Origin of the sequence: Moritella sp., assembly GCF_033791185.1 — a bacterium.
Lineage (GTDB): Bacteria > Pseudomonadota > Gammaproteobacteria > Enterobacterales > Moritellaceae > Moritella.
This window is the reverse complement of sequence record NZ_JASJHF010000299.1, coordinates 1-3,274: the sequence shown is the minus strand read 5'-3', so window position 1 is coordinate 3,274 and position 3,274 is coordinate 1. Positions and strand designations below refer to the sequence as shown.

The following is a 3,274-nucleotide window of genomic DNA, read 5'->3' as shown; positions in this document are numbered from 1 at the left end:
TGAACACTCACCATTAAATAACTCCATGCTCAGCGGCATATCAGCTTGCGAAAAACTTTCTTTAATTGTTTGACCAACGAGGTCAGTGACAAAACCATCTGCAATAGCCATTGGATTACTACCGATCGGTTTTACATACTTACCAATACTTGCTAGTAAATTTTCGCCTTGAACATACTTACTTGGAGATATAATGATTTTATCCATAATTAATTCCTTTATATGTTTATTTTCATGATTAGGTTCGGTTTTAAGCAAACAATTCTGCTGCTTTAAAGCTTGTAACCAACATAAATCAAACATGGGTCAAGGTAACTAAATTATTTGTTTTTATCATTTTTTCCATGATGGTATGCACAAATAGACCTTTTTATTATTATATTGAGAACAATATTTAGAGGTCCATCACGTTCTACCTCCTAGAATTTTATTTTGTTTCATTTTGAATCATTTTTTAGATTTTTTTGTTTCAAATTGAAACAAAAATTAAGCTGTTTGCAGTCCGCGTTTATTTGTTGATACTAGGGTTAATTCTTAAATAGTAACCAATTGGAGATACACCATGAAAAAACTAATTAACAAAGTTGAAAATGTGGTTAAAGAACAGATTGAGGGTCTTAATCTGGCGCATCCAGAATTAAATGTATCTTTAGACCCACGTTATGTATGGCGAGATGCTGCTCAGGGTAAGGTGGCTTTATTATCCGGTGGTGGTAACGGACATGAACCATTACACGCTGGGTTTATCGGTAAGGGTATGTTAACGGCTGCTTGTCCGGGCGAAATTTTTACCTCACCAACACCGGACCAGATGTATGAGTGTGGTCATAAAGTTAACAATGATAATGGCATTCTGTTTTTTATTAAAAATTATACTGGTGATGTGCTTAATTTTGAAACTGCGGTTGAGATGTTACATGCTGATGGTATTAAAGTCGGTTCTGTATTGATTGATGATGATGTTGCGGTAAAAGATAGCCTATATACAGCAGGCCGTCGTGGCGTTGCTGCCACGGTTTTGGTCGAGAAAATTGTTGGTGCGGCAGCGGAAGAAGGCTATGACCTTGAACAATGTGAAAAATTAGCGCGACGAGTGAATAATATATCACGTTCATTCGGGGTGGCTTTATCAGCTTGTGTAGTACCTGCCGCCGGTAAACCGTCGTTTATTCTAGCGGATGATGAAATTGAGTTCGGTGTTGGTATTCACGGTGAACCGGGTATTGAACGACGTACTTATAAAGACTTAGACAGTTTGGTAGACCAAATGTTTGCAGAGCTTATTGATTGCCCACCATATACCCGAGAATTACGTGAATGGAACCGTGATCTAGGTGAGTGGCAGGATGTTGAAATTGAAACCGAAGCGTTTGAATCCGACAGTGACTATATTGTATTAGTTAATGGTCTAGGTGGAACGCCAGGCTCTGAACTGTACGGCGCGTACCGTCGATTACACCAAAACTGTGAAAGCGCTGGATACAAAATAGCGCGTAATTTGGTTGGTAATTACTGTACTTCGCTGAATATGGAAGGCTTTTCAATTACGTTATTAAAAGCAGATGATGAAATCTTACGATTGTGGGATGCACCAGTAAATACACCTGCATTACGATGGGGCTGTTAAGGATGATGACTATGTATATTAAAAAAGAACACATTTTAGCTTGGTTAAAAGACTGTGCCGAGGTTTTTGTTGAACAACGCGATTTTCTGACTCAACTTGATGCCGATATTGGTGATGCCGACCATGGGCTAAATATGAATCGTGGTTTTGAACGAGTGGCGGAAAAAATTCCAAGTATCGAAAAACAAGATATCAGTACCATCATGAAAACTGCGGGTATGACGTTGTTATCGAGCGTCGGTGGGGCGAGTGGACCTTTATATGGCACCTTCTATATCCGTGCCGCTGGTGTTGTCGCTGGTAAAGATCAGCTGAACTTGGAAGAGACGGTTAACATGCTCAACGCTGGCGTTGAAGGTGTTGTCTCTCGAGGGAGAGCAAATATTGGTGATAAAACCATGTGTGATGTTTGGTGGCCGGTTGTCGATGCCGGTCGCGTTGCTATAGAGCAAGGATTTACCTTAGAAAAAGCGCTAGATCTGATGGTGCAAGCTGCCGAAGAGGGCGTGACTGCAACGATTGCAATGCAAGCCAAGAAAGGTCGTGCTAGTTATCTTGGTGAGCGCAGTATCGGCCATCAAGATCCCGGCGCAACATCAAGTATGATGATGATGAAATCTTTGCAACGTATTGTTTCTGGAGGGTAATACAATGGTAGGTATAGTAATTGTTTCACACAGCCGACGATTAGCCGAAGGTATTGCTGAGCTAGTTACCCAGATGACCCAGGGAAAATGTAATATGGCTATTGCTGGTGGCGTCGATGATGAGCAGTATCCTATCGGAACTGATAGCATTCGAGTCATGTCTGCGATCGAAGAGGTCCATGATGATGGTGGTGTACTCGTTTTAATGGATTTAGGTAGTGCGCTATTAAGTACCGAGGTTGCTATTGAGCTACTACCAGCTGAACTCGCTGAAACGGTTCATCTTTGCTCTGCGCCGATTGTAGAAGGGGCGATGGCGGCTGGTGTTGCTGCTGCGGCTAATTTACCCATGGATATGGTCATTGCTGAAGCGATGGGGGCTTTGGCTGGTAAGCAAAGTCATTTGATGGATGAGCCAGAGCTTGTGACTTGCGTTACTACACCTAGTGTTGACGGTGCTGAAGAGTTATCAACTGCATTTGTGGTGCAAAACCCACACGGTATTCATGCTCGACCTGCCGCATTAATTGTCGCTACGATGGCTGCTGTAGATGCGACCATTGAGCTAGCAAAACTGGGCGAGAGGGCGAATGCTAAGAGTTTGAATGCCATTGCAAAACTGAATATACAGTGTGGTGATGAGATCTGTTTGTATGCATCGGGTGATGAAGCTGAACTGGCAATTGCTGAATTTATTCGTTTGACTACTTGTCATTTCGGTGACTCGATAGAGAGTGAGAAATCACCAATCACTGATGCTGCAAGCGAAAATAGTACTGTATCAGAGGAAAAAGTGGAAGGGGCGTTAAATGGTCTTGCTGTTTGCGCTGGTATAGTGACAGGTCCGGTAGTTCATTTTGATGCTGTGATGCCTGCGATCCCACAGCGTAGCTTTGAATCGATTGAGATGGAAAATATCCGATTGGATAGTGCCATCCAACAAGTGACAGAGCAACTCGCGCAGCAGGCCAATGATACGGAGTTAACGTTAGGCAAGGAG

3 protein-coding genes and 1 pseudogene are annotated in these 3,274 nt (G+C 42.5%); 3 read left to right on the top strand and 1 reads right to left on the bottom strand.

The genetic code is table 11. The features are described from left to right. Positions 1 to 207, bottom strand: a pseudogene (gene gldA, locus QNK26_RS16990) (glycerol dehydrogenase); the annotation flags it as partial. 355 nt (positions 208 to 562) lie between these two features. Here gldA and dhaK point away from each other — a divergent pair. The 3 genes from dhaK to dhaM all read left to right on the top strand — a co-directional run. Then, complete coding sequence (dhaK, locus tag QNK26_RS16985; protein ID WP_319225165.1) at positions 563 to 1,627, top strand: dihydroxyacetone kinase subunit DhaK; 1,065 nt, start codon at positions 563 to 565, stop codon at positions 1,625 to 1,627. Positions 1,628 to 1,638: 11 nt separating this feature from the next. Continuing rightward, complete coding sequence (dhaL, locus tag QNK26_RS16980; protein ID WP_319225163.1) at positions 1,639 to 2,274, top strand: dihydroxyacetone kinase subunit DhaL; 636 nt, start codon at positions 1,639 to 1,641, stop codon at positions 2,272 to 2,274. 4 nt (positions 2,275 to 2,278) lie between these two features. Further along, positions 2,279 to 3,274 (top strand): dihydroxyacetone kinase phosphoryl donor subunit DhaM (gene dhaM, locus QNK26_RS16975; protein ID WP_319225162.1); only part of this gene is annotated, 996 nt, incomplete at its 3' end.